6 protein-coding genes and 1 pseudogene are annotated in these 6521 nt (G+C 59.7%); 3 read left to right on the plus strand and 4 right to left on the minus strand.

Features of this window, described 5'->3' with window-relative positions:
* Nucleotides 1-183: hypothetical protein (locus tag FJ398_24900; GenBank protein ID MBM3841134.1), on the minus strand; the 183-nt coding region annotated here is incomplete at its 3' end.
* A gap of 132 nt (nucleotides 184-315) precedes the next feature.
* Between FJ398_24900 and FJ398_24905 the strand changes: the two genes are divergently transcribed.
* The 3 genes from FJ398_24905 (at nucleotide 316) to FJ398_24915 (ending at nucleotide 2141) form a co-directional block, all read left to right on the plus strand.
* Nucleotides 316-1386, plus strand: coding sequence for a hypothetical protein (locus FJ398_24905; GenBank protein ID MBM3841135.1), 1071 nt, complete (start codon nucleotides 316-318; stop codon nucleotides 1384-1386).
* 166 nt (nucleotides 1387-1552) lie between these two features.
* Complete coding sequence (locus FJ398_24910; protein ID MBM3841136.1) at nucleotides 1553-1798, plus strand: hypothetical protein; 246 nt, start codon at nucleotides 1553-1555, stop codon at nucleotides 1796-1798.
* Between the two features lie 139 nt (nucleotides 1799-1937).
* Nucleotides 1938-2141 carry a hypothetical protein gene (locus tag FJ398_24915; GenBank protein ID MBM3841137.1) on the plus strand — a complete coding sequence of 68 codons (204 nt, stop codon included), beginning with the start codon at nucleotides 1938-1940 and terminating at the stop codon, nucleotides 2139-2141.
* Between the two features lie 299 nt (nucleotides 2142-2440).
* Here FJ398_24915 and FJ398_24920 read toward each other — a convergent pair.
* From FJ398_24920 to FJ398_24930, 3 genes and pseudogenes are all read right to left on the minus strand, one after another.
* Nucleotides 2441-2554, minus strand: a pseudogene (locus tag FJ398_24920) (IS110 family transposase).
* 539 nt (nucleotides 2555-3093) lie between these two features.
* The gene (locus tag FJ398_24925) at nucleotides 3094-4689 is read right to left on the minus strand and encodes a xylosidase (protein ID MBM3841138.1); all 1596 of its coding nucleotides are present in this window, start codon (nucleotides 4687-4689) and stop codon (nucleotides 3094-3096) included.
* Nucleotides 4690-4828: 139 nt separating this feature from the next.
* Nucleotides 4829-6217 carry a PhoPQ-activated pathogenicity gene (locus tag FJ398_24930; protein MBM3841139.1) on the minus strand — a complete coding sequence of 463 codons (1389 nt, stop codon included), beginning with the start codon at nucleotides 6215-6217 and terminating at the stop codon, nucleotides 4829-4831.
* Nucleotides 6218-6521: the final 304 nt, after the last annotated feature.

The raw sequence follows: 6521 nt of genomic DNA on the forward strand, positions 1-6521 counted from the left end.
AAAGGCCGCCTGGCTTCGTTGCTCCTCAGTCGAAGATCCAGGGAGGATATTCTCCTTCGTTGCGCCTCGCCATCCGGCCTTTGGCGCGAAAACAGGACCCCGCGGAATTTTCGGACACGCTCTTAGAATCTTCTTCCTCTCCCCTCGAGGAACGAGTGGGGAGAGGATTGAGGAGTGGGGCAACTCATGAAGGAGGCCCGCCTCTCCCCGCCCCTCTCTTCCCTGCGCAGGGAGGAGAAGGAGAACCCCAAGTCCATTTGAAGGATTACCTGCGATGATCCTCGGTGGCGCGTGCTCGCCAACCGTCTTCATCTCATGGTATGCGAGCAGCGGAACGAAGTGGAAGCTTACCTGAGCAGTTTGGAGCGGCTGCGCGCTTTAAAGAAGGACCGGCTCATCAACGACGTGCGCGCCTGGCGCTTGCTTACCGCGAACGGCCGCCGGGCGGAAGCCATCGACCGCGCCAGGGATTTTGCCGTGGCGCCCGCGACCGGTTTGGAAACCCTGCAGTTGACTCAGGCTTATCTTGCGTTGGGCCTACGGGAAGCTGCTCAGCGTCTGCTGGAGCGTTTCACCGTCGAGTTCAGTTTCCTGGATGAATTGTGGATTCTCTACGCCAATCTGCTGATCGCGGCGGAGCAATGGGACAAGCTGAGGCAGTTGGCGCTGCAAATTCGATTGGATGAAAGCGTGCGCGAACGCCTCAGCGATTTGAGCTACTTCCTCGAAGGCCGCGTGGAGTTGGCGCAGCAGCGTCGAAGCGCGGCCAGCCAGGCGTTCAGTCAAATCGGGGTCGGTCCCGCGCCGCATCCAACGCTTGCGTTGGCAATGGCTCCTCACCTGGCACGATGGGGGTATGGAGACAAGGCGCGCTCAGTGCTCGAATCGGTCGAGCGTTTCAACAACAAAGATCTCGCCTACTGGGATGCGCTTTCAGCCTTGGCTTTCGAGCTCAAGAATTCGGAGTTGCTCTTGAAGTCCACCGAGAAGGCCCTCGCCCTGTCGCCGCAGAGTTGGGTCGCGCGCAACAACCACGCTGCGGCGCTGGTGGTCAATCGCCACCGTCCCGAAAAAGCGATCCAGCACACGTTGCCTCTCTTCATCGAGCGGCCCGAGGTGTCGGCCATCCGGATCAATCACGCTCTGGCTCTGATTCAGAACCATCGGCACGCCGAAGCCGATCCGTTACTGGCCGGAATCAATCCTCTTGGACTGACCGAGTCGGAGCGGGCCTTTTACAATTTGGGCTGCCTGGCGGTTTTGGTTCATCAGGGGCGCTTCAAGCTGGCCCAGGCGTTCTTAGGCGAACTGGACGACAGGTACTTGTTCCCCCTGCAGCAGGAAGTTCTCGGACAACTGCGAGAAACGTTGGCTGGCGCCCGTTGACCGACAGAGTGAACTTCGACAATCATAGCTGTCCAGGTCAACCGCTAATGAATGCTAATGCGCGCGAACGGCATCCGTGGAACTTCCTCTCAATCGAAACCCGTACTTCCGATTCGCGTTTATTCGCGTCCATTCGCGGTTACGGCCGAAATTCGTCCCGAAAGTTATGAGCGACATCACGCGCGTCCTCGAAGCCATCCGACAAGGCGACGCGTCCGCCGCCGAGGAATTGCGGCCGCTGGTTTATGACGAACTGCGCAAGCTGGCCGCGTACAAAATGGCTCACGAACGAGGCAATCGTGGTGATCCGGTAATTTTGCCAGGCCGTAGCGACGAGAGCCCGTTGGTTCGCTTCGTCTCCGGCCAGGTCGAAGACATGGAAATGACATCGCTAAAAAGGTTAAATCGTTAAATCGGTTTATGAATACTCTCGGCCACAGCCTGAGCGCGCTGTCCGTGGCTGTCGCTCACCCGTGTCGTTCGGCAATTGCAATCGTCCGCGTAGGATTTCCGCTTGCCGCGTGACAGAAGGCCGACCATCTTCCCTTGATATGACAAGAGATCAGATCGAGACAGCGATTCGCGAAGGAATTCCATTTGTCATTAAGATGGCCGACGGAGAAAAGTATCAGATTGCGGACCGCTATCGCGTTGCGCTTGGCAAGACTACAGTAATTGTCGTCGGCGATAATGATGTGCCACATGTCCTGCCATTACTAACGATGACGGGTATCAGTTACTTAGAGAAGAAATAGTGGAGGATTTGCCGAACCAACTGCTGGACCGAATGACGAGGAGCGCGAGACTGATCTGGTTTCATCGTCATCGGTCAGCTTTGCGTTCGGGGAAATTGAACCGCGAATGGACGCCAACGGACGCGAATGATTCGGTGGCCGGTTTCATGAGCGACCGTGGCGTGGGCAGTTATGACCGATCGCCGGTTGATGGGCCGCCGTCGGAGATTAGCTCTTGGCGTTCATTCGCGTGTATTCGCGGTTGGCCGATCTCCAGAGTTCGCGACGTCAGAATCCTCGAACCAATCGCTGGAGACGGTCTTCACCCGGTCGCTGGCTTTGGTGGGGATGAGTGACGGAGCCACGACTTCGCAGTGGTATTTCTGTTTAGTCAGATGCCGATAAATGACGTAGCCGCACGGACCGGCTTCATAACTATGACCACACAGCGAGACGGCTTTCGTGTTACCCTATGGGTGGGATTTACTGGGCTGACGAGATTCCCGACATCCTGCCCCTCCAGCGATTAGCGGAGCCAGACCGCACGAGCATTTTCCATCTTTTCCGCATCCGTTTCCAGATCTGGGATCGCAAGGAGTTGACGCTGGAGGATCGCAGGTTCTGGGACCTGGCTCATGTCACGATGATCGTTTGTCGATTAGCCCAATTCGCCGAACGACCAAGATCACCGACGCCGCGCCGATGAGTCTTGAGATGAAAAGGCAACGCAATCGCGGCGTTCGGTGGATCGGTTGGTTCGGTCAACGTCGGGTCGGTGCTCCATCACCCACGGCAATCCACAACCCACTGTCGTAGTGAACAGCTCGGAGAGTGGCGGTGGTGACGCTAATTTGCGGAGTTCATTTGTTTCCATCCCCTGAGGTCATAATTGTCCCGGAGGCTCCCACTGCCACCCACTGTCCATTTCCGTGGCCGATTCCAAAAAGCCCGTTCGACGTTCCAGAGCGCAGTCCTACTTCCGCACGGGATAGAGGCGAAACCAATCGAAGCGCGCCGGGGCATCCTCGGCGCCGCCGGCGTTCAGGGCCACGCGCACCCCGCGGTCCCACGGCGGCAGATAATCTCCTTCGAGGTCGATGCCAGAGCCGCGGTCTTTCCATTGCCGGCCATCGCTGCTCGTGGCGAAGCGGAACAGGCGCCCTGAGGTTGCGTTCAGCCGCAGATAAATTCGGTTTCCTTCACGCAACGCGTCCGTGGCCAGCGTTTCTTGTTGCTTCTTTTGCCGGCGCCAGACGATCACGCTGCCGTTGCCGGCCGCGATCCCGGCCGCGTTGTCCTGGTCGCCATACGCGGCGAGTCCAGCGAACAAGCCGGGTTTCATTCCGGACAAGTTCACGAGCGTGACCGCCTCGTAATCAGTGCGCGTGGATCGGATGGCCAGCACCGCGCCCACGAGTTCGTTGGCGTGCCGAGCGGTGGGCGCGAGTTCCAGGTGCTCGGACTTGAGTTGGACCTTCGGCTCATTGTATTGGGGCCACTGCCAGTTGGGGGCCAGCTTGCCGCTCTTGAATTCGTCCGTGAAAAAAAGCTCGCCGTTGTGCGAGGCGTAGCCGTGCGGGGCCGGCGCCTGGCGGCTCGGTCCCCGGCCTTGATTGATCGTCGGCCAGCCGTTCGTTTCCCATTTGATCTCGTCGAGCAACGCCTGGCGTCCCACATAGACGGAGTCCTCCGTGTGATAAGCGTGATAGAGGAGAAAGTCCCGGCCCTGCGGATCGGTCACGACGCTGCCGTGCCCCGGGCACTTCCACGTTTGGTTGCCGGCCAGGATGGGGTTGCCCGGATTTTTTTCCCAGGGACCGAGCAACGTTTTGGATCGCGCGACGCCGAGGGCGTAGTTGCAGTCGAGGCCGCAGCACGCATTGCCGGAATAAAAGAGATAAAACCAATCGTTCCGCCGGAGGACGAACGGGCCTTCGACCACCTGGCCTTCCCAGGGCGCGTCATTCCGAATCAGTTCCTTCATCTCGCCTTCGAGGCGCGTGCCATCCGGGGACAATTCCTGCGCCCAAATCGACGTCGGCAGTTTGCGGCTGTTGCCGTCTTCCTTCCAAATGAGGAAGCGTTTGCCGTTTTCATCCGTGGCCGTGGTGGGATCAATGGACCCGGCTTCCTGGGCCAGGAGTGGGCCGTGGTCCGTGTAAGGCCCTTCCGGGCGAGGCGCCGTGGCTACCGCGACGGCCAGCGGGCCGCCGATTTTCCTGGCCACGTAATAAACGTAATAGCGGTTTTCGTGCGCGGAAATCTCCGGCGCCCAGTAGTTACCCATGGACCATTCCGGAGGTTTTGGGAAAACATTTCCGAGTTGGTTCCAGTTCACCAGATCATTCGAGTGCAAAAGCGGGAAGAGCGGCGCCCAATCCGAGGGCGTGGCCGTGGCCCAGTACCCGCGCCCCACACGGATGACGGATGGATCCGGATAATCGCCCGCCAGGACGGGGTTGGAATACATCACGGCGCCGGGAGCCGCGATCGCGGCATGCGAGAGGAACAACATCAGCACGACTCCCCTGATGAAAGCTTTGCGGCTGCACAAGGCTGTCCGTTTCATCAATCCGTCCCCGGCAACGGGATTCGCTTTCACGACTTCAATTGGGCTCGCGCCACGTTGACCGTTCAAGAACGAAGCCAACGAAGACTCCGTTTCCACTGTTGCCTCCTGTTAAAACCTCTTGTTGGGAGACACATCCCTATCCGCCCACGCGCCCCGGCAACTGCGGGACGAATTTGTGGTCGGTCCTGTCCGGGACAACGCGGACGTTCGTGGTCAGTTTCAGCGGCGTGCCGCGCGGGCCGGTGAACGTCAACTCGACCAGGAACGCCGTCCAACCCCGCGCCGGCTCGGTCACACGCCCCACGTACACGCCGGCTTTGGATTCGAGCGGCGTGCTGGTCCATTTGGGCCCGAAGGTTTCCAGGCGGAAATCGCGCGCGTCCGGATTCGTGGCTTGCCAGAGCTTCACTTCGGACGGCTTGTCCGCGGGCTTCACGTGAATCGAGCCGTCCTTCTCCAGAGTCCAATGCAACCGAGGCAAAGCCGCGCCGGTCAGAATGGATTCATAGAACGCCTGCAGCGTCGTCCAGGCGTCGGTCTCCTTGAGCGAATGGTCCGCGTTCGGAACGTAGCGGAGGTACTTCGGCCCGGGCAAATCGTTGAAGTAATATTGCGAAGAGTCCGGGAGGAAAAACTGGTCGCCCGTGGCGTTGAGCATCAGCTTCGGCATCGTGTAGCGCGAGCGGTATTCATAAGGCTCCTCGATTTTCGCCAGCGCGTTGAACTGAGGCGTGCCCATCCAGTTCATGATCCCGTGGTTGACGTAATCGCCCACGGCCGGCGCCCAGAATCCGTAGGCGGCGTAATGATGCCGCATCGAAGGCTCGATGTTCAGCACGTCGATCACGATCGGCACGATGGCGACCACGCGCGGGTCCACGGCGGCCGTGGTCCAGGTCGTCCAGCCGCGCTTGGAACCGCCCGCGACGACGAAGCCATCGATCCGGGCGCCACCGCCGTCCGGTGAAGCGCAAAACGAAACGACCGTGTCCATTGCGCGCACAGCGCTCTTGGTCATGGGCAGCCGCGCCGGCCAACGTTCGTCGCCGGTGCGGAGGAATTTGTCCCAGGTGTACGCGATCAAATCGTCCTCGACGCGCGGCTGGCCGTCTTGATTGAAGATCAGCGGCTGGTTGGGCACGTTGCGCAGTTCGGCGATGACGGACTTCGATTCCGTGGCGATGCGGATGACGTTCGCATCGGGTCCCTTCGGCGGGCCTTTGTCATTTCGGCCGCCGCCGATGATCAAAAGCGCTTTGGAATTCGTGACCTGGTCCGGGCGCGTGATGGTGAGCCAGTGTTTCCACACCGGCTTGTCCACTTCGCGGGGCGTGAGCCAGGCTTGCGAAGTCATTGCCAGAATGTGCGCCTTTACGCCGGGCGCCTGGATGGTGTCCAACAATTTGAAAGTGTAATTCGTGTCCGGGGCGGCCACGTAACGGTCAAGTGCCGTGAGTTCGACGGCTGATCTCAGTTGTGCCGCATTCGCGGTGAGAGCCCAAATCAGGCTTAAGACAAGATTCATTTTCACGAGCCAGAAGATGGCATCTCCGTCCCTCCTACTTCAATCGTTATCTGCGCCCTGGGTATCCCCTCAGTTAACTGATGGGCGATGCCTCTGGGGTCAATCCCTCCTTTGCGGCTCCGGGACGATCGGATATAATCGCCTGCGTCATGTGTGGCATTGTGGGTTATGTGGGCCGTAAGCCAGCGGCGCCGATCCTCTTGGAAGGACTCCGGCGCCTGGAATACCGGGGTTACGACAGCGCCGGCCTGGCAGTTCTGAGCGGCAGCGAAATGCAGCTCAGAAAGAAGAAAGGCAAGATCGA

Source organism: Verrucomicrobiota bacterium (assembly GCA_016871535.1).
Lineage (GTDB): Bacteria > Verrucomicrobiota > Verrucomicrobiia > Limisphaerales > SIBE01 > VHCZ01.

Bases quoted from the DNA above. Each gene is read 5' to 3' on its own strand.
- FJ398_24925 (MBM3841138.1), bottom strand. From the start codon at position 4,689: ATGAAACGGACAGCCTTGTGCAGCCGCAAAGCTTTCATCAGGGGAGTC.
- FJ398_24905 (MBM3841135.1), top strand. From the start codon at position 316: ATGGTATGCGAGCAGCGGAACGAAGTGGAAGCTTACCTGAGCAGTTTG.
- FJ398_24910 (MBM3841136.1), top strand. From the start codon at position 1,553: ATGAGCGACATCACGCGCGTCCTCGAAGCCATCCGACAAGGCGACGCG.
- FJ398_24915 (MBM3841137.1), top strand. From the start codon at position 1,938: ATGACAAGAGATCAGATCGAGACAGCGATTCGCGAAGGAATTCCATTT.
- FJ398_24930 (MBM3841139.1), bottom strand. From the start codon at position 6,217: ATGAATCTTGTCTTAAGCCTGATTTGGGCTCTCACCGCGAATGCGGCA.